At 65.0% G+C, this 26,122-nt stretch carries 23 protein-coding genes; 10 read left to right on the forward strand and 13 right to left on the reverse strand.

The annotated features are described in order from the left end of the window. Positions 1–67: 67 nt before the first annotated feature. The 3 genes from ACREXZ_RS05305 to ACREXZ_RS05315 form a co-directional block, all read right to left on the reverse strand. Positions 68–1,096 (reverse strand): ABC transporter substrate-binding protein, encoded by a 1,029-nt coding sequence (locus ACREXZ_RS05305; protein WP_431762998.1) that lies wholly within the window; start codon positions 1,094–1,096, stop codon positions 68–70. Positions 1,097–1,361: 265 nt separating this feature from the next. Continuing rightward, complete coding sequence (locus ACREXZ_RS05310; RefSeq protein WP_431762999.1) at positions 1,362–1,898, reverse strand: nucleoside deaminase; 537 nt, start codon at positions 1,896–1,898, stop codon at positions 1,362–1,364. Continuing rightward, the gene (locus tag ACREXZ_RS05315) at positions 1,895–3,007 is read right to left on the reverse strand and encodes a BMP family ABC transporter substrate-binding protein (RefSeq protein ID WP_431763000.1); all 1,113 of its coding nucleotides are present in this window, start codon (positions 3,005–3,007) and stop codon (positions 1,895–1,897) included. Before ACREXZ_RS05315 ends, ACREXZ_RS05310 begins: the two co-directional genes overlap by 4 nt. A gap of 234 nt (positions 3,008–3,241) precedes the next feature. Between ACREXZ_RS05315 and ACREXZ_RS05320 the strand changes: the two genes are divergently transcribed. From ACREXZ_RS05320 to ACREXZ_RS05335, 4 genes are all read left to right on the forward strand, one after another. Then, a complete protein-coding gene (locus ACREXZ_RS05320) occupies positions 3,242–3,706 on the forward strand; it encodes an MEKHLA domain-containing protein (protein WP_431763001.1) in 465 nt (154 codons plus the stop codon). 79 nt (positions 3,707–3,785) lie between these two features. After that, on the forward strand, positions 3,786–4,043 hold the full coding sequence (locus ACREXZ_RS05325) for a hypothetical protein (protein ID WP_431763002.1): 258 nt from the start codon (positions 3,786–3,788) through the stop codon (positions 4,041–4,043). 225 nt (positions 4,044–4,268) lie between these two features. Then, complete coding sequence (locus ACREXZ_RS05330) at positions 4,269–5,048, forward strand: response regulator (RefSeq protein WP_431763003.1); 780 nt, start codon at positions 4,269–4,271, stop codon at positions 5,046–5,048. Continuing rightward, positions 5,032–6,318 carry an ATP-binding protein gene (locus tag ACREXZ_RS05335; RefSeq protein WP_431763347.1) on the forward strand — a complete coding sequence of 429 codons (1,287 nt, stop codon included), beginning with the start codon at positions 5,032–5,034 and terminating at the stop codon, positions 6,316–6,318. Before ACREXZ_RS05330 ends, ACREXZ_RS05335 begins: the two co-directional genes overlap by 17 nt. A 91-nt stretch (positions 6,319–6,409) precedes the next feature. On the opposite strand, the gene ACREXZ_RS05340 is transcribed toward ACREXZ_RS05335, so the two are convergent. Then, positions 6,410–6,904 carry a hypothetical protein gene (locus ACREXZ_RS05340; protein ID WP_431763004.1) on the reverse strand — a complete coding sequence of 165 codons (495 nt, stop codon included), beginning with the start codon at positions 6,902–6,904 and terminating at the stop codon, positions 6,410–6,412. A 98-nt stretch (positions 6,905–7,002) separates the two neighbouring features. Further along, positions 7,003–8,577, reverse strand: a complete 1,575-nt coding sequence (gene hpnH / locus ACREXZ_RS05345) for an adenosyl-hopene transferase HpnH (RefSeq protein ID WP_431763005.1) — start codon at positions 8,575–8,577, stop codon at positions 7,003–7,005. A gap of 744 nt (positions 8,578–9,321) precedes the next feature. Between hpnH and ACREXZ_RS05350 the strand changes: the two genes are divergently transcribed. Further along, positions 9,322–10,557 carry an acyltransferase family protein gene (locus tag ACREXZ_RS05350; protein WP_431763006.1) on the forward strand — a complete coding sequence of 412 codons (1,236 nt, stop codon included), beginning with the start codon at positions 9,322–9,324 and terminating at the stop codon, positions 10,555–10,557. A 109-nt stretch (positions 10,558–10,666) separates the two neighbouring features. Here the strand turns inward: ACREXZ_RS05350 and speB are convergent, their stop codons facing one another. Beyond that, positions 10,667–11,617: an agmatinase gene (speB, locus tag ACREXZ_RS05355; RefSeq protein ID WP_431763007.1), complete on the reverse strand. Its 951-nt coding sequence runs from the start codon at positions 11,615–11,617 to the stop codon at positions 10,667–10,669. Positions 11,618–11,789: 172 nt separating this feature from the next. Here speB and ACREXZ_RS05360 point away from each other — a divergent pair, with 172 nt between their 5' ends. Then, positions 11,790–12,683, forward strand: a complete 894-nt coding sequence (locus tag ACREXZ_RS05360; RefSeq protein ID WP_431763008.1) for a LysR family transcriptional regulator — start codon at positions 11,790–11,792, stop codon at positions 12,681–12,683. Positions 12,684–12,695: 12 nt separating this feature from the next. On the opposite strand, the gene ACREXZ_RS05365 is transcribed toward ACREXZ_RS05360, so the two are convergent. The 7 genes from ACREXZ_RS05365 to ACREXZ_RS05395 all read right to left on the reverse strand — a co-directional run bounded on the left by ACREXZ_RS05365 (position 12,696) and on the right by ACREXZ_RS05395 (position 20,491). Beyond that, complete coding sequence (locus ACREXZ_RS05365; RefSeq protein ID WP_431763009.1) at positions 12,696–14,279, reverse strand: amino acid ABC transporter permease/ATP-binding protein; 1,584 nt, start codon at positions 14,277–14,279, stop codon at positions 12,696–12,698. A 41-nt stretch (positions 14,280–14,320) separates the two neighbouring features. Next, positions 14,321–15,148 carry a transporter substrate-binding domain-containing protein gene (locus ACREXZ_RS05370; protein ID WP_431763010.1) on the reverse strand — a complete coding sequence of 276 codons (828 nt, stop codon included), beginning with the start codon at positions 15,146–15,148 and terminating at the stop codon, positions 14,321–14,323. 55 nt (positions 15,149–15,203) lie between these two features. Further along, positions 15,204–16,265, reverse strand: coding sequence for an isopenicillin N synthase family dioxygenase (locus ACREXZ_RS05375; protein WP_431763011.1), 1,062 nt, complete (start codon positions 16,263–16,265; stop codon positions 15,204–15,206). Between the two features lie 27 nt (positions 16,266–16,292). Beyond that, positions 16,293–17,138 (reverse strand): sugar phosphate isomerase/epimerase family protein, encoded by an 846-nt coding sequence (locus tag ACREXZ_RS05380; RefSeq protein ID WP_431763012.1) that lies wholly within the window; start codon positions 17,136–17,138, stop codon positions 16,293–16,295. A gap of 210 nt (positions 17,139–17,348) precedes the next feature. Next, entirely contained in the window at positions 17,349–18,011 is a 663-nt protein-coding gene (locus ACREXZ_RS05385; protein ID WP_431763013.1) for a pyridoxamine 5'-phosphate oxidase family protein, read from the reverse strand. A 114-nt stretch (positions 18,012–18,125) separates the two neighbouring features. Beyond that, a complete protein-coding gene (locus ACREXZ_RS05390) occupies positions 18,126–19,211 on the reverse strand; it encodes an aldose epimerase family protein (RefSeq protein ID WP_431763014.1) in 1,086 nt (361 codons plus the stop codon). Positions 19,212–19,240: 29 nt separating this feature from the next. Further along, a complete protein-coding gene (locus tag ACREXZ_RS05395) occupies positions 19,241–20,491 on the reverse strand; it encodes a XylR family transcriptional regulator (RefSeq protein WP_431763015.1) in 1,251 nt (416 codons plus the stop codon). A gap of 271 nt (positions 20,492–20,762) precedes the next feature. On the opposite strand from ACREXZ_RS05395, the gene xylA reads away from it, so the two are divergent. From xylA to ACREXZ_RS05415, 4 genes are all read left to right on the forward strand, one after another. Continuing rightward, positions 20,763–22,085 (forward strand): xylose isomerase, encoded by a 1,323-nt coding sequence (gene xylA, locus ACREXZ_RS05400; protein WP_431763016.1) that lies wholly within the window; start codon positions 20,763–20,765, stop codon positions 22,083–22,085. A 138-nt stretch (positions 22,086–22,223) separates the two neighbouring features. Further along, entirely contained in the window at positions 22,224–23,252 is a 1,029-nt protein-coding gene (xylF, locus tag ACREXZ_RS05405) for a D-xylose ABC transporter substrate-binding protein (protein WP_431763017.1), read from the forward strand. Positions 23,253–23,316: 64 nt separating this feature from the next. Then, positions 23,317–24,885, forward strand: a complete 1,569-nt coding sequence (gene xylG / locus ACREXZ_RS05410) for a D-xylose ABC transporter ATP-binding protein (RefSeq protein ID WP_431763018.1) — start codon at positions 23,317–23,319, stop codon at positions 24,883–24,885. Further along, entirely contained in the window at positions 24,882–26,078 is a 1,197-nt protein-coding gene (locus ACREXZ_RS05415) for a sugar ABC transporter permease (RefSeq protein WP_431763019.1), read from the forward strand. The genes xylG and ACREXZ_RS05415 overlap by 4 nt, the downstream gene beginning before the upstream one ends. Positions 26,079–26,122 lie beyond the last annotated feature (44 nt).

Genomic DNA, 26,122 nt, shown 5'->3' on the forward strand with positions numbered 1-26,122 from the left:
ATGTGTCTTCTCCCTCGTCAGGCCAGAACCGGATCACGCCGGTGTAGGTTTCTGTGTCGACGGTGTGCTATTGCGTGTCGACGATCTTCACGACTTCGTCGCGCGTGTATTCCTTGTTGGCGAGCGTGCCGGGCGGCGTTTTCGCGAGCACGGCATCGAGTTCGTCGGCCTTGACTTCGAGCAGCGGCATGCGGATATCGTGCGGCAGTTTCTTGCCCGCGAGCAGTTGCTGCGTGACCCAGAAAGCGAACGTCGACGCACCCGGCGGGATCGTCACGGACATCGTCTGATAGCCGCTCTTGCGTTGCTCGGCCCACCACGCGAGTTCTTCCTGACGGTTGCCCAGAATGATGATCGGCGTGGGACGTCCGGCTTCCGCGAAGGCCTTCGCCGCGCCGAAGCCGTCGCCGCCCTGGGTGACGACCGCATCGATTTTCGGCAGCGTCGGCAGAATGCCTGCCACCTGTTTTTGAGCCACGGTCTGCGTCCAGTCGCCATGCACCGAGCCGACCAGCTTGAAGCCCGGATATTTTTTCAGCTCGTCGACGATGCCCGTATGGATCTGATCGTCGACCGAGACACCTGCGAGGCCGCGGATTTCGAGTAGATTGCCCTTGCCGTTCAGGCGTTTCGCGAGATAGTCGACCTGCATCGAGCCGAGCTTCTGGAAGTCGACGGCGATCCGGTACGCGCAGGGTTCGGTGGCGATGCCGTCGAACGACACCACGGTGACGCCCACGCCACATGCCTGCTTGATGACGCCGTTGAGCGCGGTGGGCGAGGCGGCATCGACGACGATGGCCTTGAAGCCCTGAAGGATCAGGTTCTGCATCTGCTGAACCTGTTCAGTGGCCTGGCTCTCTGCGGTGGTGAAGGTCGGTGCGGCGGCGACGAGCTTTTGTTTGACCGCGGGGTCGGCGACGCTCGACCAGCTCTTCAGCATCATCTGACGCCAGCTGTTGCCGGCGTAGTTGTTGGACAGCGCGATCTTCATCGACGAGGTATTGCCGGTCGCCGTCTGTGCGTCGGCGCGGGTCACGATGCCCGTGCATAAGAGCACGGCGGCAAGTGCAGTGCAGGCAGCCTTTCTGGTCATTCGTTTGTCTCCTGATTACCGGCCAGTTTTCTGGCATTCGAGGGTGCCGCACCGCATGACGAATCGCTTCAAATCTGGATTGGTATGAATTTATTGGTGAATATGATGTTCTCCGGTGAATCGGGTGGCGTCAACGTTGTCGTGAGTGGGACTTTCCCTGGCGTTGCGCGTTTGCCAGGATCGAGGGGGAGTGCAGGCATGCTCGGGTCTTCTCACGCGTCTTCTATTTCATCTGTCTGACACGCGTCTTGCAAAACCTGGTCTATCAGTCGTGCGTGCCGCGCGTTGCCCAGAACGCGCGCTGCACGCGCATCACATCGACCTCGACTTCGGCGACCGGGCCGATCAGCTCGACCGCTTTCTGCCCGTGATCGAACACGTAGCGCGCCGACACGCTCATCGTCGGATTTTCCGCGTGATTGCCGGTTGCTTCGAGCAGCCTCGCTTCGGTCAGGCCGAATACCACGCGGCCGATGTTCGCCCAGTACGCGGTACCCGCGCACATGCAGCAGGGTTCGACGGTCGTATAGAGCGTGCAGCCCCACAGGTACTGCGGCGTGAAGTTCGTCGCCGCGATCCGCGCGAGTACCGCTTCCGCGTGATTGACCGTGTCGACGTTGCCCTGTTCGATCAGCACGGTCTCATGGTCCGGGCCGACGAGGATCGCGCCGAACGGATGATGTCCGAGGAGCGTCGCGCGTTCGGCGACGGCGCTCGCGCGCAGCAGATGCCGGACGATCTGTTCGCGGGTCGGCGTTTGACGCTGCGGCGGTGCAGTCTCCTGTTTTGTTGTCGACGTCATTTCGGCAGTGTCCCGTCGACGCCCTGCACGAACCAGTTCAGCCGCAGCAGATCGGCGTCGGCGAGCGACTTGCCGGCCGCGATCTTCACCGCGCCCGACTGATCGCGGATCGGCCCGGCGAACGGATCGAAGCGGCCGGCGACGATGTCGTCGCGCTTCTGCTGCATCGCCTTCAGCGCGGTCGGCGATACGGCGGCCGTATTGATGTTCGCGAGGTCGATCGCCTTTTCCTTCAAGCCCCACCAGGTCGGCGCGTTGGTCCACGTGCCCGACTGCACCTGCTCGACCAGATGCGAGTAGTAGACCCCCCAGTTGCTCACGCATGCGCCGAGTTGCGCGTTCGGGCCGAACTTCTTCATGTCCGAATCCCAGCCGAACGCGTGAACGTGCTTCTGTTCGGCGGTCTGCATCGTCGCGGTCGAGTCGGTGTTCTGGATCAGCACGTCGGCACCTTCGCCAATCAGCGTTTCGGCCGCCTGCTTCTCCTTGCCCGGATCGAACCAGCTGTTGATCCACAGCACCTTCACCTTCGCATTCGGATTGACCGAGCGCGCGCCCATCGTGAACGCGTCGATGTTGCGGACGACTTCGGGCACCGGCACCGAACCGACGAAGCCGAGTGTGTTGGTCTTCGTCGTATAGCCGCCGATCAGCCCGGCGAGATATGCGCTTTGATACGTGCGGACGTCGTAGGTCGCGAAGTTCGCTGCCTTCTTGTAGCCGGTCGCGTGTTCGAACACGATGTCGGGGAAGTCCTTCGCGACCTTCAGTTCGAAGTCCTGGAAGCCGAAGCTCGACCCGACGATAATCTTGTTCCCCCGGTTCGCGAGATCGCGGAACACGCGTTCCGAATCGGCCGACTCAGGCACGTTCTCGACGCGTGTGACCTTGATCCTGTTGCCGAACTTCGCTTCGATCGCCTTGACGCCCTGTTCGTGCGCATAGGTCCAGCCCGCGTCGCCCGGATTGCCAAGGTAGACGAACGCGATGCCGAGCGGCGCGTCGGTGGCCGCCGATGCAGCGCTGCTGAAGAGCGCTGTGGAGGTGACAAGCGCGGCGGCTGCAATGCGCAGTGGATGACGGGAGGCGCGAGCCGTCTGTGCTTTCATGGACTCTCCGGTAGCGGGTGGAACGAAGGGCGGGGGCAGGTGTGGACCACGGAGCCACGATAAGGCGTGCGGTCAGCGGGCATGGTCGCGAGCCAATTTTCGCGGAAATATTCCGATCCGTTATCGCCCGCATAACAGGGGGCTTATAAAGCGTGGTTCGCAAGACATGGATAACATGACGGTCGCTTCGCCCGACTCGAACCTCATCTCCGCCTGAATTCAGGACCCGCTCTCATGACGACCTCACTGGCACTCGATGCCGACTTCTGCGCCCTGCTCGACGGCAGTTACCGTCGGGTCACCGGCGTCCCGCTGCTCGATCATCCGCACGTGCAGCCCGCGGACGCCGCGCGCTGGCTCTACGAGGATGCGCCGTTCTGCGTCCTCGCGCACAACACCGACGACGATCCGCGCTTCATCTACGCGAACCGTTCCGCGCAGCGTTGCTTCGAATACGACTGGACCGGGATCACCGCACTGCGCTCGCGCTTGTCGGCCGAGCAGCCGGATCGCGAAGAGCGCGCGCGTCTGCTCGACGCGGTGCGTACGCATGGCTTCACACGCGACTATCGCGGGCTGCGCATCGCGAAGTCGGGCCGGCGCTTCTGGATCGAGAACGTGACGGTGTGGAATCTCGTCGATGCGGACGGTGTCTATCGCGGGCAGGCCGCGACGTGGCGCGAATGGAAGGACGTCTGAACGGCATCGCCGCGCAGGGCCAGGCGATCGTGCTCGCGGGTCTATACTAAAGGCACGCGATCACGATACGAGTTCGATCATGTCCAGCGTTGCCACGATGCAGTCCGGCACGTCGCAGGTCGGCAACCTGCTGCAGTTTCTGGCGTGGGTGGCGGAACGACCGCGCACTTATGCCGATACGATGGACGCGTGGCGCACCACGTGTCCGCGGCTGTCCGCATGGGAAGATGCGACCGCCGACGGGCTCGTCGGCATGCAGCGCACGCCCGGCGATACGCTCGCTTCCGCGGTCGTCGTGCTGACGCCGAAGGGCGCTGCGCTGCTCGATGTGCACTGACGTTACGGGTCCACGTCGCCGCGATTAACCGCTGTAATCCACATTAATATTCGCTAAGGACGCGCAAGCATCCCGCCCGCGGGGCTTGCTATAGTCACTTTTACGTGTGGCGCAGCGATGGCGGGCGGCGCATTTGCCATTCCGCTGCTGGCCGCTGCTGCCTGCTGTTGCCACAAGACGCGCCACAGGCCGCCTCCCTCTGGTTGCTCATTCTTCGCCACGACCATGTCCGACACGTCTATCCAGGTGCTGCTCGTCGACGACGACGCCGAATTGCGCGATCTGCTGCGAACGTTTTTTCAGCAACGCGGCATCGAATTCTCAGTGCTGCACGAAGCGACGCATCTGCAGCGCCGGATCGAACGCGAGCGGCCGTCGATCGTCGTGCTCGACCTGATGATGCCGGGTGTCGACGGGCTGACCGCGTTGCGGCAGCTGCGCACCGCCGGCGAAACGATTCCGGTGATCATGCTGACGGCGCGCGCCGAGGGCGTCGATCGCGTGGTCGGGCTCGAACTCGGTGCCGACGACTATCTCGGCAAGCCGTTCATGCCGCAGGAACTGCTCGCGCGCATCCACGCCGTGCTGCGGCGTCACACGCCGGCGCCCCCGACGCGGATGCCGGCGACGAACGAGCCGCTGTCCTTCGGCCGCCACCGGATCGACTTCGCGAAGCGCACGCTCTTTCGCGACGGCAAGCCGTTGAAGCTGACCGGCAGCGAATATGCACTGCTCGACGTGCTGGCCCGGCATCCGGGCGAGACGCTGTCGCGCGCGACGCTGCTCGATCTGCTGCACGGCCCGTATGCGGAACTGACCGAGCGCGGCATCGACGTGCCGATCTGGCGGTTGCGCCGTCTGCTCGAAGTGAACCCGTCGCAGCCGCGGCTGATCCGCACGGTGCGCGGTGTCGGCTACCTGTTCGTGCCCGACGATGAAGGGGATGTCTACGGCTATGCCGAAAACCGGGATGCCGAACAACGCGACGATGAACAATCCGTTTAACACGCTGTTCGGTCGCCTCGCGCTGATGACGGTCAGCCTGATCGTGCTCGTGCACATCACGTCGATATTGCTGGTGGAGCGCGATCGCGAGGGGCTCGCGGTCACTCAGGCCGCGCGTGCGCTGACGCTCGCGAACCAGGTGCAGACGAAGCACCGCGACGCGTCGGCGGCGGTTGCGTCGCTGCTCGGGCTGTCGTTCGTCGATCCGCACGCGGCGCTCGCGACCGGCTGTCCAGCGCCGTGTACCGATACGTACGGGCCGTTCGAACGCGACCTGCGCCGGCGGCTGCCAGCCGGCAGTCATGTCGTCGCCGGCGGCGACACGTTGTGGGTGCAGTTTCCACCGGCCAGCCATGCGAAGGGCGGCGATGCTTCAGGCAACGAGTGGATCGCGCTGCGCAACGTGGTGCTGCCGGTGAGCCGTTATCTCGGCGCATCGACGTTGACGCTCGCGCTGGCGATCATCGTCGCGGTGCTCGGCGCATGGCGGCTGCAACGTCCGCTGCGGCAACTCGCGCATGCGGCACGCGAGTTTCGCGTCGGCCATCGCGCGACCGCGGTACAGGAAAGCGGCCCGCGCGAGGTCCGCGAGCTGATCGGCGATTTCAACGAGATGGTTCACGAACTCGAACTGAGCGAGCAGGAGCGGGCCGTGATGCTGGCCGGTCTCGCACACGACCTGCGTGCGCCGATCACGCGGATGCAGGTGCGCGCCGACCTGCTGCCCGACGAGGCGAACCGTGCGGGCTTCATGCGCGACGCCGAATCGCTGTCGCGCATCGTCACGCAGTTTCTCGACTTCGCGCGCGACGCCGCCGATCCGTCGCCGCGCACGCAGGTCGACCAGCATTGCCGGCGCCACTACGGCGACAGCCTCGCCGATGAAGCGCTCGTCGCGCTTAAGCTGCAGGCGGGCGACGGGTTCAGTCTGCCGCTCGTCGACCTCGACCGCATCCTGTCGAATCTGATCGAGAACGCGTTCACGTACGGCGACGCGCCGGTCGAGATCGCGACGGTGTCTCGTCAGGGCAGCTATACGTTGACCGTGCGCGATCACGGCGCGGGGATTCCACCCGATCAACTCGAGCGCGCGTTGCGCCCGTTCGTGCGGCTCGACGCGGCGCGCGGTGGCGACGCGCATTGTGGGCTGGGTCTTGCGATCGTGCGACGCCTCGCGCGCTACAACGGCGGCAGCTTCGCCGCGGCGAACGTGGCGGGCGGCGGTTTCGCGGTGACGTTGACGTTTGGAGAGGCTGCGCGAAGCGCGTGAGGGGGAGTGGCGTCTGCCGATATGCCGCTGATGGCGCGAGCGGTACGACGATGAACTTCGAGCGACTGCCATCGAAGGACATGCTTAGATGTCAGGCCAGCTGCCGGCTCGCACCACGCGCTTCCTGTGCGAGACGCCGCCAGTTCTTCGCCGCGTACCTATGCGCCTGGCTCAGCGCGACCCAGAGACCAATCAGGCGCAACGTCTTGAGCGGACCGGGACCGGCAGCGTCGAATTCGGTTGTGCGCCGCACGAGCGTCCGATGGTCGTCGAGTGCTTCGAGCGTGAACGTATCGACCAGCTTGCCGACCCACGCACGACACCACACGGTGCTGTTCTGCATCTGGTATTGCAGCAGACGGTTGCGTTCGAGCTGGAGGATGCGTTGATCGATCGTGCCGCGATCGGTCGTGCATTGCCGCGTATTGCCGACCGCGGGAATGCCTTCGAGGACGCGGCAGCTCATCGGTTTCGGAATGCCGAGGCGGAACAGCAGCGGACGCGACGCGTCCATCCGTGCATGCAGGAAATGCGGCCACACGTGCTGTGGCTCGCATTCAAAAATCCACTTGGAGCGGATCTGCATCGTCTGCGCCTCCTGCGTGGGGTCTTGCTTCTATCACGCTGCCCGTTCACCAGTGAGGACTGGCGAACAACGCAGCGCTGATGGCAACTATCGTGAGCTTACTCGCCCAGATATTCCGGCTCGATCTGGATGTTCTTCTCGCCTGCGGCCTTCTTTTCCCAGTAACGCTTGATCCACGATTCGAAGGACTTGCCGGCTGCGGTGTCCTTGCCGGTGAAGCCGAGACTCGCGATTTCCGGATAAGGGATTACCTGCTTCGCCTCTTCGCCCTTCGCGATGATCCGCACGAAGCAGTCCTTGAAGGCAGCACCGTACTGGCGGTCGTACAGATAGCCGGTAACCGACGTACCGTCGCGGCGCGTGACCGTCACGTCGCCGCGATAGTCGAACGCTTTTTCGAGCGCTTCGCGTACTTCGGCTTCAGTGTTGAGCGACGGCGTCCAGCCTTCGAGCTTTTCGTGCACCGTGCCGCTGGCCGTTTCAATCAGATCTGGGTCGACCTGTTCGGCGACTGCGGGCTGCACTGCCGGCTCGACGGCTTCGATCGCCCTGGCAGCCTGAGCCTGTTCCTGACGCACCGGCTTCGGCACGAACACCATCGGCACTTCGCGCGACGGCGTTTTCCAGTCAGCCAGAATCGTGTTTGCTTCCGGATCCTTGTAGCTGTCGAGCAGCATCGCCTTGACGGTCTGGAACAACCCCTTGAACGAACCGAACGTGTAGTTCACGCCGCTCGCTTCGTAGCCCGAGTGGACCATGCAGTTCGCGCACTTCGGATTGCCGCTCTCGGTGCCGTAGTTCGCCCACTCGACGCTTTGCATCAGCTCGGCGAAGGTGTCCGCGTAGCCGTCCTGCAGCAGGTAGCAGGGCTTCTGCCAGCCGAAGATGCTGTACGTCGGCATGCCCCACGGCGTGCAGGTCAGCTGCTTTTTGCCCATCAGGAATTCCATGAAGATCGGCGATGCGTTGAAGCGCCAGGTCTTCTTGCGGTTCGACAGGATCGCGCGGAACAGCTTCTTCGAACGGGCGCGGCCGAGGAAGTGCTGCTGGTCCGGTGCCTTGTCGTACGTGTAGCCCGGCGAGACCATCATGCTCTCGACGCCCACTTCCATCATTTCGTCGAAGTGCAGGCGCACGCTGTTCGGATCGGCGCCGTCGAACAGCGTGGTGTTCGTCGTGACGCGGAAGCCCGCTGCGACCGCTGCGCGCACGCCTTCCATCGCGATGTCGTAGCCGCCTTCGCGGCACACCGCGAAGTCGTGATGCTCGCGCTGGCCGTCGACGTGCACGGAGAACGACAGATATTTGCTCGGCTTGAAGAGATGCAGTTTCTCCGCGAGCAGCAGCGCGTTCGTGCACATGTACACATACTTTTTGCGCGCGACGAGCCCGGCGACGATCTCGGGCATCTGCGGATGCAGCAGCGGTTCGCCGCCCGGAATCGCGACCATCGGCGTTCCGCATTCCTCGACGGCCTTGAAGCATTGCTCGGGCGTCAACTCGGACTTCAGGATGTGCGCCGGGTACTGGATCTTGCCGCAGCCCGCGCACGCGAGATTGCAGCGCATCAGCGGCTCGAGCATCAGGACCAGCGGATAACGCTTCCGGCCCATCAGTTTCTGCTTCAGCACATAGGTGGCGACCGTCCATGCCTGCGAAATTGGAACTGCCATGCTGGGGATTCTCCTCAATAACCTGTTGCGCCGCGGGCTTCAACGCCGGCGGCTTTCACTCGATAGTCTGTGTCGCGCCATGGCGGCAAAACGGCGTGGGGCGGAAGGGCTGGTGCGGCGGGTGGCGGTGTACGGCGGGGTGTGCGTAATGTCGACCGCCTGCCGTGATCCGTTCTTTCGCCGCTTCTGTTGCCGCTTGCTGTGCGACCGCCGTTGCGGGGCGCCCAGTGGGGTCGCCCCCGGCTGACCGCCGAATTGCCGATATGACGCTGGATGGCTTGCCGGATCCAGTTTTCCGACCATCCGGCATGATCTCACAAACCGCGATTCCCGTTCGGTCAGCCGTGCGGCCGGAGCCTTGTGGAGACGGCCGGGCGGGGCGGTTTGTCGCATCGAGCCAACAGCCGGCGACGGATTGGGCCGGGCGCCGCCGCAGAGTACCTGCGTAGCGGACACCCAGGCCGGTGGGTTGGAGTTAACCGGCGGTAAACCCTTGATCGGCAAGGGGCGGAGCGAATCGAGTCGACCGCGGGGGCCGCTGGAGCACGCGCAGCCCCGTGCGGCGTGCTTCGGCGGTTGCGCGTGCGGGACCCGCTCGAGCCCCCATCCGATCCCGTACCCAATTTCGTCGTCTTGACCCCAATCACCTTTCCGATTTATTTCAGATTTTTTTCCCACCCCCCCCGCGTTAACCTTCCCAGAACTTTCAAAGGAGGGCGCTACGGGCGTCCAAAGGGCGCCAGCATGCGTGCGAATCCGTTGAGTTTGTCTGGTTCGGCCCCGTCCGCGAAGTCGCTGAAAATCGACGCGATTCGCTTCATGGCGGCCACGTGGGTCGTTCTCTATCACTTCGGACCGCCCCCGTTCAAGGCGATCCTGACCGGCCATCTCGCGCCGCTCGGCGGAGCGCTATGGTCGTCGCTGGTGGTGCTGTTCGCGGGGCCGGCTGCGGTGATTGTGTTCTTCGTGATCTCCGGCTACTGCATCCACAACGCGTATCACCGGGACGCCGCGCTGCGCCCGATCAATTATTTCGCGTCCCGCTACGTGCGGATCGGCGTGCCGCTCGCGATCGTCGCGCTGGTGTCGCAGCCGGTCGGCGATGCACCGACGCTGCTGCAGTCGGTGCTGTGGTCGTTGTACTGCGAGATCGTCTACTACACGCTGTATCCGTTGGTGCGGATGCGTTTCCACCGGATCGGCGAGATGATCGCCGGCGCGACGCTGCTCGGCGCGGCGATGGTGTGGTTCACGCACCTGCACGGACAGATGGTCTGCGACCATTGCGTGTATCAGAACTACGGTGTTGCGGGCACGGCGCTGCTGTATCTGCCGGGCTGGCTGCTCGGCTGTCTGATCGCGGATGCGCAGCGTGCGGATGCCCGCCGTGCGGCTGCACCGAGCGCTGTCGCCGCGGTGCCGGGCACCGATGCGTTGCGCTCGCTCGCCGCAGGCGACGGTGCGCGTCCGCCATCGGCGTTGACCGCCTGGCTCGTACGGCGCTTGCGTGACGCGTCGCGCTTACTGTCGAACCATCTCGTCATCGCGCGCTGGGCGGTGATCGCCGGGGGCTCGCTGACGTTCGTGCTCGCGTCGACGTCGCATATCAAGCCGGCGTTTCTGCCATCGGTCGGCCCCGACGTCACGCTGACGCTATTCCAGTTTCTCGTCGCCGTGTGGCTCGCGGCCGAGACGTCGACCGCCGCGACATCGACCCCCGGCATGCGCGCGTGGTTGTGGGCACGTATCGGCGCGCTCGGCGCGTGGTCGTACAGCCTGTACCTGTGTCACAAGTTCGCGTCCGCGGTGCTCGACGTGCTCGGCTTCGTGCCCGGCCGTCCGCTCGTCTGGGTGACGACGATGGTCTTCGCGTTCGCGCTCAGCTATGTGTTCTATCTCGCAGTCGAGCGGCCGTCGCACCGGCTCGCGGGACGGCTGCGCAAGTTCGTGTCGAAGGTGCCGGCCAGGTCGACAATGTGAGGGGACCAGGCACGACATCCGGCACGCCTGGTGCCGGATGTCGCGTCATATTTTATCCGTGCCGTCGCTGGTGCCGCAGTGATGCCGCGAGCGGACGCGGCCAGTCCGTCTAGCGCCGCACGACCCCCGGCAGCACGCAGAGCATTTCGTACAGCAGGTTCGCGCCGAGCAGCGACGTGTTGCCGGTCGTGTCGTACTGCGGCGATACCTCGACCAGATCGCAGCCGACCAGCTCGAGCCCCTGGCAGCCGCGGATGATCTCGATCGCCTGAATGGTCGTCAGACCGCCGATCTCCGGCGTGCCGGTGCCCGGCGCCCACGCGGGATCGATACCGTCGATGTCGAAGCTCAGATACACCGGTCCGCCATCGACCTTCTCGCGCACTTCGGCCATCAGCGGTGCGAGCGACTTGTGCCAGCATTCCTCCGCCTGCACGACGCGAAACCCCTGCTGACGGCTCCAGTTGAAATCGTTCGCTGTATAGCCCTGCGCGCGCAGGCCGATCTGCACGACGCGTTCGCAGTCGAGCAATTCCTCTTCGACCGCGCGGCGAAACGTCGTGCCGTGCGCGATCTTCTCGCCGAACATGTGATCGTTGACGTCCGCGTGCGCATCGATGTGCACGAGCCCGACCTTGCCGTGCCGCCGTTTGATCGCGCGCAGGATCGGCAGCGTGATCGTGTGATCGCCGCCGAGCGTCATCGGAACCGTGCCGTGCGCGAGGATCGCGTCGTACGCGACTTCGATGATGCGCACCGCGTCGAGCAGATTGAACGTGTTGATCGGCACGTCGCCGATGTCCGCGACCGATAGCGAATCGAACGGCGCCGCGCCGGTCGCCATGTTGTACGGCCGGATCATCACCGATTCCGCGCGAATCCCGCGCGGCCCGAAGCGCGTGCCCGGTCGCAGCGACGTGCCGATGTCGAGCGGCACGCCGACAAACGCCGCGTCGAGTCCCGCGGCCGATTCGCGATGCGGCAGCCGCAGCATCGTCGCGATACCGCCGAAGCGCGGCATCACGTTGCCGCCGAGCGGTTGAAACAACTCCTTTTCCATGGCGTTCCTCGTGTTCCTTCATGGGTGCGGTATCCATACTGACGCGCCTGGCGTCAGTGGAAAATGGCTGGCGCGAAAAATTTAGTTCAGTTATTTCTAAAGTATCGGCAACAGGGAACATGCGACAAGCATGTGCCGGGATGCCATCGATCAACCTGCAAGGAGACCGCGTTTGAACACTGTCATGCCGGAAGCGCGGCTGCTGCGCATCTTCACGTGTGTCGTGCGTCATCAGGGATTCGCGGCCGCACAGCAGGAACTGAATCTGTCCACGTCGGCGATCAGCACCTACATGAGCCAGCTCGAAGCGCTGGTCGGCGTGGTGCTGTGCCACCGTGGCCGCGGCGGTTTCAACCTGACGGCGAAGGGCGACGAGTTTCATCAGGAGGCGCTGCGGCTGCTCGGTGAAGTGGACGGTTTCGAGCGCTATGCGGCGGGCTTGCGCGGCGAGGTGCGCGGCAGTTTCAGGCTCGGCGTGCTCGATGCGACCGTCACCGATCACGCGCTGCCGCTCGCAGATGTGGTCGGCGCATTCACGCGCGAGCATCCGGCCGTGCACCTGCACCTGAACGTGCAGAGTCCGTATGAGTTGCAGTTGAGCGTGCTCGGCAACCGGCTCGACATGGCGATCGGCGCGTTTTCGATCCGCATGAACGGACTCGTCTATCACGCGCTGCATCGCGAGCAGCACTGGCTCTATTGCAGCAGCCGTCATCCGCTGTTCAGCGAGCGCAGCATTCCGCCCGAGGTGATCAGCCAACAGCGGATGGTCGGTCGCGCGTACTGGAGCCAGACGGAACTCGCGCGCCAGGGATTCAAGCGTAGCGAGGCGACCGTCGACAGCATGGAAGGTCAGTTGATCCTGATCCTGTCGGGCGCGTACATTGGTTTTCTGCCCGAGCATTTCGCGCAGTCGTGGGTCGAGCGCGGCAGCCTGCGCGTGCTGTCGCCGGCCGCGTTCGGCTATCAGGCGTCGTTCTCGCTGGTGGTGCGGCGCGGCCGGTCGAAAGAGCCGCTTGTCGTGAAGTTCCGCGACACGCTGCGGCGGGAGCTTGCCGGCGCGTGAATGGCGCCTGCGTCAAGCGACCACGGCATCGTGTGCGATACCCGCATCGCGCCGCTCGAGTCCGATGAAGCGGCGCACACGGTCGGTGTCGGGCAATGCGTCGATCGCATGCGGCGGTCCGTCGAACTGCACCGTGCCGTTTTCCATGAACACGATACGGTCCGACAGCGACAGCGCAAAATCCATTTCGTGCGTGACGATCAGCATCGTCATGCCTTCGTTCGCAAGATCGCGGATCACGTTCAGCACGTCGCCGACGAGTTCGGGATCGAGCGCGGACGTCGGCTCGTCGAACAGCATCACGGCCGGGTCCATCGCGAGCGCACGGGCGATCGCGACGCGCTGCTGCTGACCGCCGGACAATTGATGCGGGTACTTGTACGCATGCGCAAGCAGACCGACCTTGTCGAGCAGCGTCAGCGCCCGCGCGGTGGTCTCGTCGCGTGTGCCGCGACGGTGATAGCGCGGCGCGAGCGCGACGTTATCGACGATGGTCCGATGCGGAAACAGGTTGAAACTCTGGAACACCATGCCGATGCGGCTTACGCCCGCGCGCACGCGGCGATTGCCCGGCCGGTCCGTGGCGGTGATGAACGCTTCGCCGAACAGCACGATCTCGCCGCGCTCGATCGATTCCAGCGCGTTGATCGTGCGGATCAGCGAGGTCTTGCCCGAGCCGGAAGGCCCGATGATCGACACGACTTCGCCCGGACGCACCGCGAGATCGATGCCCTTCAGCACTTCGTGCTGACCGTAGCGCTTGTGCACGTCTTTCAGCAGCAGCGCATCTGGGGTGCCGCGGCCCGACGGCGGGCGTTGTGTCGCATCCGCGTCGCGAGGGAGGCGCGCGCCGCGCTTGACGGGGATGGCAAGCGAGGCGAGCAGGGCAGCCAGTGCGGCGCTATCGAGCGTCGGCGGTTTGCGCCGGGAGAGATCGAGGCGCCGCTCGAAACCATTCAGCAGCCAGCCGCACACGGTGACGATCAGCACGTAGTAGATCGCGATCGCGGACAGCGTCTCCATCACGAGAAAATTCTGCGAGTAGAGACGCTGACCGACCATCAGCAGTTCGGTCAGCGAAATCACCGAGACGAGCGACGTCAGCTTCACGTTGGTGACGAACTCGTTGATGAGCGTCGGCAACGCGACGCGGAACGCCTGCGGCACGACGATCAGCCGATGCAGCCCGATCGGTCCGAAGCCGAGTGCCGCGCCCGCTTCGTGCTGTCCTTTGGTGACCGCGAGCAGGCCGCCGCGATGAATCTCCGCCATATACGCGGTCTCGGTCAGCACGAGCGCGACGAGCCCCGAGAAAAACGGATGCGACAGCGCGACGCCCGCCGACGGAATCAGCTGCGGCAGGTTATAGACGAACACCACCAGCACCAGCAACGGCACGCTGCGAAAAAACCAGATGTAGATCGACGCGGGCACGGCCAGCCAGCGCCGGCTGGACATCTTCGCCGAGGCGAGCGGAAAGCCCAGCGCGAGGCCGAGCGCCCACGACAGCGTGCTGAGCTCGATCACCGTGACGCTCGCCTGCCAGAAAGCGGGCAGCGCGAACAGCGACAGGAAATAACTGAAATCGAAGTGCATGGGATCTCCCGCGATGCGTCGTCACGCGTGCCAGAGGTGCATCAGGAGGCCTTCGCGACCGGTGGCGCGAGGTTGTACTTCTTGAGCACCGCGTCGTACTCGCCGTTCTTCTTCAACTGGTCGAGCGCGCGGTTCAGCGCGTCGAACAGCGGCTTGTTGTCCTTGCGCACGTAGATGCCGAGCGTCTGCGGATAGATCAGCTGGCTCGAACTCACGACCACCCGCCCCGACGATTTCGCCGCGAGCGCGTGCGCCGCACCGGCGATTTCCATCTGCGCCTGCACGTTGTTCGACAGCAGCGCCTGCAACACCTCGGGTGCCGACGGATATTCGCTGACGACGATCGGCCCCTTGCCGTTCGTCTTGCACCAGGTGTTCGACAGCGTCTGCAACTGCGCGACCCACGTCGTGCCCTGTTCGAGCCCGACGCGCAGCCCGCACAGATCTTCCGCGGACTTCGGACGCAGCGTGCCCGCGGCCGGCACCATGATCGCCGCGCCGGTCTGCGCATACGGGATTGCTTGCGCCTGTGCGACACGCTCGGGTGTCACGTACATGCCGGAAATGATCGCGTCGTAGTGGCGCGCGTTCAGTCCGAGGATCAGGCCGGAAAAGCGCGTATCGACGAAGCTGGTCTGCGCGTTCAGCTGCTTTGCGAGTGCCCGCGAGAGGTCCGGGTCGGAGCCGACGACCTTGTCGCCATCGTACGACTCGAACGGCGGGTAGGTGATCTCCATGCCGACCTTGAGCTGGCCTGGCGTCAGGGTGGCGGAATCGGTCTGCGCGTTGGCGCCGCCGCTGGCGAGCAGCAGGGCAGCGCCAGCGACGAGTGCGGCGAGCACACGTGTCTTGTTGTGCAGAAAGGTCATGGTCGTGCTCCGGACAGAGTAGGGAAGGTAGGTTTCAGACACGAGGCGCGCGGTGTCAGTCCGCGTGGCCGCTTTTCTTCAGATGCCCGAAGCTCGCGGGCTTGCGCGCGCGTGTCGGCAGTGTCGCTTCGCCGCGCTCGATGCGCCGGCGCAGATACTGATACGTCTGCAACGCCTGCCCGTACATGTGTTCGCCGATCGTGATCTCCTCGTAGTGCTCGCCGTCTTTGGCGAACGCGGGGAGTGGCCTGATCTGCGTGTGGTAATCGCACGCATAGAAGAGCGGGAACGAATAGCGTTCTTCGCGCACGCTGCGCACGCGGTGCGCGGTCGCGACGAACGCGCCGGCGGTCATCACTTCGAGCATGTCGCCGATGTTCACGACGAACGTGCCGGGCAACGGCGGCGTGTCGATCCACTGGCCGAGGCCGTTCATCACTTCGAGGCCCGGGGCGTTGGCCTGCAGGATCGTGAAGCACTCGTAGTCGGTGTGCGCGCCGATGCCGGGCGCGTCCTGCGCGGCGCCGTCGAACGGGTAGTGGATCAGGCGCAGCTTCGACGGCGGCCGCGTGACGAGCGGATCGAAGTGATCTTCCGGCAGCCCGAGCGCGAGCGCGAAGCCGCCGAACAACCGGCGCCCGAGCGCGAACACCTGCTCGTAATAGCGCTGGACCGCGGGCTTGAAGCCGTCGAGCGCCGGCCAGTCGTTCGGACCGAGCAACGGCGTGCCGGCCAGCACGAGCGGGTCGTCCGGGCGCAGCTCGAAGCCGACGTCGAACGCTTCCTTGTGGTCGGGCTTGCCTTTCGCGTAGACCTCTTCGCCTTCGGGCACGAAGCCCTTGTGCGTCGCCGACGTGCCGATGTAATGCGTCATCTTTTTGTCGAGCGGCTGCGCGAAATAGTCCTTCGCGGCCGTGCGCAATCCTTCGATCACCTGCTGCTCGATGCCGTGTCCGGAGATGTAGAGGAAGCCGACATCGCGCGCCGCGTCGCCCAGCTGCGCGGCGACGGCTTCGCGGTCCGCGAGCCGGTCGCTGAACAGGCCCGAGATGTCGACGACCGGGATCGACGTGAAGTGATTCGCCGGACCGGCCGGCGCTGTGGCGGAAGCTTGCATCGCGGGAGTCTCCTGTGGTCCTGGGGTTCAGCGTGAGCCCATGATCTGGTTGAAGTGCGCGCGCTCCGCGTGCTCCATCCAGACGTTGAGGGCGGCAAGATCGGCGACCGGTACGTCGGTGAACGGCAGGTGGTGCAGATAGCCGTCGGGGCCGAACTCCGGCGTGAGCGTCGTGTGCGTATAGCCGCGCGCCTGCTGCGAGCGCCATACCGCTTCCCAGTGCCGCTGGTGGAACCCGAGCGCGCCCGCGTACTCCGGCGCGCCGGGATGCGGGACCTGCGGCCCCTGGTCGTAGCCGACCCGCGCCTGGATGTGATGCACACGCTCGACGAACGGTGTGAGATCGTCGGCGGCATCGTCGAGCAGGCGCTCGCAGACCACGACCCAGTGACTGATGTCGGTCGTGAAGCGCAGCGCCGGCAACTGGCGGATCAGATCGAGCGTGACCCACGGGCTGTACAGCGAGCGCGCGCGATGCGTTTCGAAGCTGCAGGTCTGTCCGTGGCGTTGCGCGATGTCGAGCGCCGAGCCGAAGAAATCGACCTGCTGCGCGAGCGGCCAGCGATCGTTGCCGGCGAGCACGTTGACGAAGCGTGGCGCGAGCTCCGACGCCCAGTCGAGCTTGCGGTTCAGGTCGGCGAGATGCATCGCGGGCGTTGCGCGCTGGTCGGGCAGCACGGCGCTGTCGGTGAAGCAGACGGCGATGTAGTCGAGCGCGTGGTCAGCGAGATCCTGCGCGAGCGCGATGCGGCCTTCGACGTCGAGCGGCAGACGCGTCTCGATGCCGGCGACCCCGGCGTCGCGCGCCGCTTCGAACGCGGTGCGGCGGCTGCCGTGATAGCCCCAGAGCGAACGGAAGATGTCGAGCTGCATGTGTCGGCCTCGTGCCCCGCTGTGTCTCTTTATCGCCGGCCGGTTGCCGACGGATCGAGGCCCATGGTGCAGAAGACCGAAAAAGCGAAGAATCCTGGAAACAAAACAATTACTTCAGGATTTTCTGAACTAACGGTGGGGGCGTTAGTTCACGTCATGCGGTCCGCGACTGATGCAGCACCGGCGCGGCGCCGGCTCCATGCCCTGGCGTCAGTTGCCGTCCTTCGCCCACTTCGCCACGTACACCGGCTCGTCGATCTGCGGCGTGTCCGCGATCGCCGGCCGCTGTGCGAGCTCGAACGGCAGCACGCCGGCCCAGACCGGCAGATCAAGATCGTCTTCGTCATCGTTTGGGCCGCCCGCGCGGATCTTGCACGCGAACTCGGTCAGCGGGAGGCGCAGCACGGTCGTCGCCGCGAGTTCCTTCGGATTACCGCGTCGCGCCTCGTGCGAGCGCCCACGCGCGATGTGCTCGACCAGTGCGTCGAGCGATTCCGCCTTGTGCTCGCCGGTTACCGTCTCGCATACGCCGTAGATCACCGCGGTGCGATAGTTCATCGAATGATTGAACGTGGAGCGCGCGAGCACGAGGCCGTCGAGATGCGTGACGGTCACGCATACCTGGACACCGCTCGCTGCCGCCTTCAGCATCTGGCTGCCGTTCGAGCCGTGCAGATACAGGTAGTCGCCCTGACGCCAGCAGGCGGTCGGGATGCAGTGGGTGCCGCGTGCATCGGTGAACGCGACGTGGCAGACGTAGGCCGCATCGACGATCGCGTCGAGCATCGTGCGATCGTAGTCCGCGCGATGCGCTTCGCGACGCACGCGTGCGCGCTCCGACAGGGGGCCGGTTTTTTGATTCACTTCATCCACGAATTGCGCTCCTTTGATGATCCTGCCCGCAGGATAAGCAACCCATGGCGCCGGCACCAGACCCAGCGCCAGCCGATTTCCTGGAACCACGCGATGCGCTCTACCGTGCCTCGTTCAGAAGGTTGCCCGCACGCCGACGCAGTAGCGTGTGCGCTGCCGGTACACGTGGCCGGGGCGCAGCACAGTCCGCGCGGCGTCGGGCATGTGGATCTGGTCGGGAAACGCGCCGGCTTCGAGGCACAGTCCGGCGTGTTGCCCGTACACGATGCCGCGGCGTCCGCGCACGCCTTGCAGATGATTGCCGGTGTAGAACTGCAATCCCCACTGGTCGGTTTCTACGCTTAGCTCGCGGCCGCTGCCTGGGTCGTAGGCGGATGCGACGCGACGGCACGGTGTTTCGTCGGTGCTGCTGGCGTCGGTGTGCGCATCGCGCAGCACGTAGCAGTGATCGAAGCCGCCGGCGCGCGCCAGCTGTGCGTGCGGCCAGTCGAGCCGCGCACCGAGCGGCGCGCTCTGGCGAAAATCAAACGCATTGCCCGCGACGTCCGCGCGACGGCAGGGAATCATCGACGCGTCGACTTCGAAGAACGCGTCCGCGTCGATCGACACGACGTGGCCGCGCACGTCGGCGCCGGCCACGCCCGTCAGATTGAAGTACGGATGACTGGTCAGGTTGAGCGGCGTCGGTGCATCGGCGAGCGCTTCATAGTCGAGTGTCAGCACGCCGTCGTCGTCGAGTGCATAGCGCACCTGCACGGTCGCGTTGCCTGGAAAACCGCCGTCACCCTCCGGCGAGTCGAGCCGCATCAGCAGCGCGCCGTCGTCATCTTGCACGCTCCAGAGCGCGCGATGAAAACCCGCCGCGCCGCCGTGCAGACAGTTGTTGCCCTCGTTGCGGTCGAGTGCGTAACCGATGCCATCGAGTTCGAAATGCGCGCCCGCGATGCGGTTCGCCCAGCGTCCGATCAGGCCGCCCATGTAGGTCGTGGCCGCGTGATAGTCGGCGGGCGTGTCGTGGCCGAGCAGGATGTCGGCGAGCCGTCCCGAGCGGTCGGGCGCGTGCCACGACACGAGCGTCGCGCCGAGGTCGCTGATCGCGACTTTCATCCCGTGCGCGTTGCGCAGCGTAAAAAGGCGGACCGGGTCGCCGCCCGGCAACCGGCCCCACGATTCGGAAGACACCTGGGCTGTGCTGATCATGTCGTCGAGAGAGAAAGAGAGGGCGTGTGTCAGGTCGTTGTTTTATCTGTACCCGTCGCGGTTTCAGTTCCGGCGAGGGAACGCTCCTGATATTCGCGCGGCGTGCAGCCGAGTTCGCGGCGAAACACCGCATACATGTATTGCAGCGACGTGAAGCCGCAGCGGATCGCCACCTCGGCACTCGATACGTCGCGCTTCTCGAGCAGCGCCTTCGCCGCATCGAGCTTGTGACGCAGGATCTCCTGATGCACCGTGCAGTTCAGCTCGCGGCGAAAGTATTCTTCGAGCGACGAGCGCGACACACCGACGTAATCGGCGACCTGTTCGGTACGGATCCCCTGGCACGCGTACTGCCGGATGAAGTGACGTGCGCGCATCACGTAGGGACTCGCGAGCGGCTGATGGCGGCTCGATTCGAGCACGTTGATGCCGACCGGCGGCACGAGAATGCGCCGGCCCGGAAAGCGCGCGCCGCGCAGCATCTGGTGCAGCAAGTGCGCGGCGGTGCGACCCATTTCCTCGGTGCCCTGAATCACCGATGAAAGCGGAATGCGCGTCAGCGTTCGCGTGAGCGGATCGTTGTCGATGCCGATGATGGCGACCTGCTCGGGCACCGCGATGCCCGCGATCAGACACGCCTGCAGCAGATGCCGTGCGCGTGCATCCGTGACCGCGATGATGCCGACCGGCTTCGGCAGACTCGCGAGCCACGCGGTCAACTGCTCGATCGCCTGGTTCCATGAGGGCGCGCTGGTCGACAGGCCGCGGTAGATCTCGGCGTCGATGTCGTTGGCACTGCGGCCGTCGGTTGCGCGTAGATGCGCGAACGCGAGTTCGCGTTGCTGCGCCCAGCGGTTTTCCTGCGCGACCGGCAGGCTGTACAGCGCGAAATGCTCGAGCCCGGCGCCGATCAGATGCGTGTACGCGAGCGAGATGAGCTTCGCGTTGTCGGTGGCGATGTAGGGCAGGTCGGATGGATAGTGCGCTGCATGTTCGAACGACGAGCCCACCGCGACGACCGGCAGCGCGCAGCCGCGCAGCGCGTCGGACACCGCGGGGTCGTCGAAGTCGGCGATGATGCCGTCGCCGTCGAAGCGCTCGATGCCGACGAGCCGGCAGCGAAAATCCTCTTCGAGAAACAGGTCCCACGCGACGCGCGTCGACAGCAGGTACTTGCCGATCCCCGTGATGATCTCGCGGTCGTAGACCTTGTTCGCGTTGAACAGCAGCGCGATCCGGTGCGCGGTCTGGGGTGGCGGGGGCGTCTGGGTTCGGGTCATTGCCGTGGCTGGCCGGGCGGTCCCATGCAAGAGGGTGGCTGTCTGGCACGGCGCATAACGGAGCGCCGTGAGTGGGCAAGCGTGCGGCTATTCTAGTCCGGGAACTCCGCGACGGTATGGACGTGCGGCGAGGGCGGTGAGAAACATCAAGCCGCTTGCGCAATTTCATAATTGCGGGCTCGGTGCGTGAGCGGCAGCATGGCGTCACCTGGCGAAGCGCCCGACGCGATCGCCGAAACGCACTGCAGCGCAACATAAAATGGAGACGTGTATGTCGTACTTCGAGCACATTCCACCGATCGCCTACGAAGGACCGGAATCGGACAACCCGCTGGCCTTTCACCATTACGACAAAACGAAACGGGTACTCGGCAAGACGCTCGAAGCGCATCTGCGGATCGCCGTGTGCTACTGGCATACGTTCGTGTGGCCGGGCGCGGACATCTTCGGTCAAGGCGCGTTTCGCCGTCCGTGGCAGGAACCCGGCGACCCGATGGAGCGCGCGCGGCAAAAGGCCGACGCGGCATTCGACCTGTTCACGAAGCTCGGCACGCCGTTCTACACGTTCCACGATACCGACGCGGCGCCCGAAGGCAGCAGCCTGAAGGAATACAGCGAGAACTTCGCGCGCATCACCGACTACCTCGCGATGAAGCAGCAGGACAGCGGCGTGCGTCTGCTGTGGGGCACGGCGAACCTGTTCTCGCATCCGCGCTACGCGGCGGGCGCGGCGACCAATCCGAACCCCGACGTGTTCGCGTATGCCGCGGCGCAGGTGCGTCATGCGCTCGACGCGACGCAGCGTCTCGGCGGCGAGAACTACGTACTGTGGGGCGGCCGCGAAGGCTACGACACGCTGCTGAATACCGAACTGAAGCGCGAGCGCGAGCAGCTCGCACGTTTCCTGCACATGGTCGCGGACCACGCGCAGCGGATCGGCTTCAAGGGCACGCTGCTGATCGAGCCGAAGCCGCAGGAGCCGACCAAGCATCAATACGACTACGACGTCGCGAGCGTGCACGGTTTTCTCACGCAGTACGGGCTGCAGGACGTGTTCCGCGTGAACATCGAAGCGAATCACGCGACCCTCGCGGGGCACTCGTTTCATCACGAGATCGCGTCGGCGTTCGCGCTCGGTATCTTCGGCAGCGTCGATGCGAATCGCGGGGATCCGCAGAACGGCTGGGACACCGACCAGTTTCCGAATAGCGTCGAGGAATTGACGCTCGCGTTCTATGAGATCCTGCGGCACGGCGGCTTCACGACCGGTGGGATGAATTTCGATGCCAAGGTGCGACGCCAGAGCGTGGATGCAACGGACCTGTTCTACGGCCACATCGGCGCAATCGACAATCTCGCGCTCGCAGTCGAGCGCGCGGCGAAGCTGATCGAGCGCGATCTGCTCGAGCAGTTCCGGCGCGAACGCTACGCGGGCTGGGACACCGCGTTTGGCCGGGCGATTCTCGCGGGCGAACACTCGCTAAGCGCGCTCGCCGACGAGGCACTTTCACGCGGCCTCGATCCGCATCACGCGAGCGGCCAGCAGGAGAGGCTGGAAAGCGTCGTGAACCGGGCGATTTACGGCGGCGCCTGAGCGTCGCCGCGCATTGAGTGAAGCTGGCGAGGAGATCTACTACAACGTAATACAACGCAATATAACGATACCCGGCCGCATGACATGTGCGAGCCGCCCACACCGGTACCCCGGTGATCAGAAAGAGAGGAGTGAGACATGAAATTGGCTACCCGTCGTTCCGTGCTGGGATCGCTCGTCTGTGGAGCGGTGCTGGCCGGGCTGTCGCTTGCGGCGCCGCTTGCGCATGCGAGCAAGGAGCATCCGGAGATTGGCTTCTGCATCGACGATCTGCGTGTCGAGCGGTGGTCGCGCGATCGCGACTATTTCGTCGCCGCGGCGGAAAAACTCGGCGCGAAGGTGTCGGTGCAATCCGCCGACGCGAGCGAGGAACGGCAGATTTCGCAGATCGAAAACCTGATCTCGCGCGGCGTCGACGTGATCGTGATCGTGCCGTTCAACTCGAAGACGCTCGGCAATGTCGTCGCCGAAGCGAAGAAGGCCGGCATCAAGGTCGTGTCGTACGACCGGCTGATTCTCGATGCCGACGTCGACGCGTACATCTCGTTCGACAACGAGAAGGTTGGCGAACTGCAGGCGAAGGGCGTCTACGATGCGCAGCCGAAGGGCAACTACTTCCTGCTCGGCGGCGCACCGACCGACAACAACGCGAAGATGCTGCGCGAAGGCCAGATGAAGGTGCTCAAGCCGGCAATCGACCGTGGCGACATCAAGGTCGTCGGCCAGCAGTGGGTGCCCGAATGGAGCGCATCGACCGCGCTGCGCATCATGGAGGATGCGCTGACCGCGAACAGCAACAAGATCGATGCGGTCGTCGCATCGAACGACGGCACCGCGGGCGGCGCGATCCAGGCGCTCGCCGCGCAGCATATGGCGGGCAAGGTGCCGATCTCGGGTCAGGACGCGGACCTCGCCGCGGTGAAGCGGCTGATCGCCGGCACGCAGACGATGACCGTCTACAAACCCCTCAAGCTGATCGCCGGCGAAGCGGCCAAACTCTCCGTGCAGCTTGCGAGGGGCGAAAAGCCCGCCTATAACGCGCAATACGACAACGGCAAAAAGAAGGTCGACACCATACTGCTGCAGCCTACCCTGCTGACGAAGAGCAACGTCGACGTCGTCGTGAAGGACGGCTTCTATACGCAGGCGCAGCTCGCGGGCCAGTAAGGCGCGACAGGCGCATGAGGGCGGCGGCTGGTCCGCCGCTTTTTTCCTGCAACGGGAACTGCGAATGGCTCACCCCTTGCTTGCGATGCGCGGCATCGTCAAGACGTTTTCCGGCGTGAAAGCGCTGGACGGCATCGATCTGGCCGTGCAGCCCGGCGAATGCGTCGGGCTGTGCGGCGAGAACGGCGCCGGCAAATCGACGCTGATGAAAGTGTTGTCGGGCGTCTATCCGCACGGCACGTGGGATGGTGAAATCCTCTGGGACGGCGCGCCGCTGAAGGCGTCGAGCGTGCGCGACACCGAACGCGCCGGCATCGTCATCATCCATCAGGAGTTGATGCTCGTGCCGGAGCTGTCGGTCGCCGAGAACATCTTTCTCGGCAACGAGATCACGCTGCCAGGCGGCCGGATGAACTACGCGGCGATGTATCGTCGCGCCGACGAATTGCTGCGCGGACTCGGCATTACCGGCATCAACGTCGCGCAGCCCGTGATGAACTACGGTGGTGGCCATCAGCAACTGATCGAGATCGCGAAGGCGCTCGCCAAGGAAGCACGGTTGCTGATTCTCGACGAGCCGTCGTCGTCGTTGACGTCGACGGAAACACGGATCCTGCTCGACATCATCCGCGACCTGAAGCGGCGTGGTGTGGCGTGCGTCTACATCTCGCACAAGCTCGACGAAGTCGAAGCGGTGTGCGACACGGTCAGCGTGATCCGCGACGGCCGGCATGTCGCGACCGAACCGATGCGCGCGCTCACCACCGAGCGGATCATCGCGCTGATGGTCGGCCGCGAGATCGCGAACCTGTTTCCACGCGTCGCGCATACGATCGGCGACGTCGTGTTCGAAGCACAGCACGTGACCGTGTTCGACACGACGAATCCGCGCCGCAAGCGCGTCGACGACGTGTCGTTCAACGTGCGGCGCGGCGAGATCGTGGGAGTGGCAGGCCTCGTCGGCGCGGGGCGCACGGAGCTGATGCAGGCGATCTTCGGCGCGTGGCCCGGCGCGAGCGAGGCGACGTTGTCGCTCGAGGGCCGGCCGCTGCGCATCCGTTCGCCGTTCGACGCGATCCGCGCCGGCGTCGCGATGGTGCCGGAGGACCGCAAGCGGCACGGCATCGTGCCGCAACTGGGCGTCGGCTACAACATCACGCTCGCGGTGCTGAACCGCTTCGCGCGCGGCGGGCGGATCGATTCGAGTGCGGAACTCGACGCGATCCATCTGCAGATGAAGCGCCTGTCGGTGCGCGCGGCGAATCCGATGCTGTCGATCTCGAGCCTGTCTGGCGGCAACCAGCAGAAGGCCGTGCTGACGAAGATGCTGCTGACCGATCCGAAAGTGCTGATCCTCGACGAGCCGACCCGCGGCGTCGACGTCGGCGCGAAGTACGAAATCTACAAGCTGATTTTCGAGCTGGCACAGCGCGGCGTCGCGATCGTGATGGTGTCGTCCGAATTGCCGGAGGTACTCGGTATCAGCGACCGCGTGCTGGTGATCGGCGAGGGTCGCCTGCGCGGCGATTTCGCGAACGACGGTCTCACGCAGGAATCGATTCTCACCGCCGCGCTGCAGTCCGCGCAGCCTTCCACGACATCTTCGTCATCTTCTTCAGCGAGCCCAGCATGACGCCCGACGCGACGACGCACGACGCGAAACCGGCGACGCCGAAAGCTTCCTTCGGCACGGCGCAGGCCCAGCAATTCTTTTCGCGCTACAAGATCCTCGCGCTGCTGATTGCGGTGGCGGCGATCTGGCTGTTCTTCTCATTGCTGACACAGGGCGCGTTCGTCACGCCGCGCAACCTGTCGAACCTGCTGCGACAGATGTCGATCACAGGGATGCTCGCGTGCGGGATGGTGTTCGTGATCATCGCGGGTGAGATCGATCTGTCGGTGGGCTCGCTGCTCGGTCTGCTCGGCGGTGTCGCGGCGATCCTCGACGTGAATCGCCACTGGCCGATCGCGGCGACGGTGCCGGCGGTGCTGGTGCTTGGCGTGCTGGTCGGCATGTTCAACGGCTGGTGGTCGACTTACCGGCGCGTGCCGTCGTTCATCGTCGGGCTCGGCGGCATGCTCGCGTTTCGCGGCGTGCTGCTCGGGCTGACCGGCGGCTCGACCATTGCGCCCGTGTCCGACTCGTTCGTGTTTATCGGCCAGGGATATCTGCCGCGCGTGGCCGGCGATACGCTCGCGGTCGCGCTGTTCGTGCTGCTCGCCGTGCTGACCATCGTGCAGCGACGCAGCCGCCAGCGCTATCAACTGCCGGTCGTGCCGCTGTGGCAGGACATCGTGAAGATCGCCGGCGCAGGCGCGATCCTGCTCGCGTTCGTCGCGACGCTCGACCGCTACGGCGGCATTCCGGTGCCGGTGCTGCTGCTGCTCGCGCTGCTCGGCGTGTTCACCTACATCGCCACGCAGACGGTGTTCGGCCGGCGCATCTACGCGGTGGGCTCGAACCTGGAGGCGACGCGCTTTTCCGGCGTCAACACGAACCGCGTGAAGCTCGCGATTTTCGCGCTGATGGGGCTGATGTGCGCATTCGCGGGGATCGTCAATACCGCGCGACTCGCGGCCGGCTCGCCGTCGGCGGGCACGATGGGCGAACTCGACGCGATCGCCGCGTGCTTCATCGGCGGTACGTCGATGCGCGGCGGTTCGGGCACGGTGCACGGCGCGCTGATCGGCGCGCTCGTAATGGCGAGCCTCGACAACGGGATGTCGATGCTCGACGTCGACGCGTACTGGCAGATGATCGTCAAGGGCGGCATCCTCGTGCTGGCCGTGTGGATCGACGTTGTGTCGCGATCGAACGCGCGTTGACGGTGCGGCGGGGGTAGCGGTTACCCGTTACCCGTTAGTTACCC

Source organism: Paraburkholderia sp., assembly GCF_050742655.1.
In the GTDB taxonomy this organism is placed as follows: domain Bacteria; phylum Pseudomonadota; class Gammaproteobacteria; order Burkholderiales; family Burkholderiaceae; genus Paraburkholderia.